Genomic DNA, 251 nt, shown 5'->3' with positions numbered 1-251 from the left:
CACACCGTGGCAGCCGCTGCTGACGATCAGCAGGCGCTCGGCCTCCAGCGCACCGTCGCGTGCCACGTCCAGCGCCAGCACCTCGCCGCCTGGGCCCGGCAGCGGGTGGCGGTGCGAGGTGATGGCCAGGCCACCGGCAGCCGCGGCTTCCAGAAACCGCACGCGCGCCTGCGCGTAGCTGGCGCTGAACGCCTCGCCCATGCCGATCATGGCGCCAGCGGGCGGGCCAGCCACTGCTCGGCCAGGCGCAC

General features: G+C 75.3%; 1 protein-coding gene. It reads right to left on the bottom strand.

Translation table 11 applies throughout. The features are described 5' to 3' along the window. Positions 1-210, bottom strand: a 210-nt coding sequence (locus tag RMT89_RS44455; protein ID WP_315889440.1) for a DUF2817 domain-containing protein, incomplete at its 3' end; no start/stop codon positions are given. Positions 211-251: the final 41 nt, after the last annotated feature.

This window comes from Streptomyces sp. P17, from assembly GCF_032436805.1.
Lineage (GTDB): Bacteria > Actinomycetota > Actinomycetes > Streptomycetales > Streptomycetaceae > Streptomyces.
The sequence above is the reverse complement of the archived record's forward strand: the minus strand, read 5'-3'. Positions and strand labels throughout refer to the sequence as shown.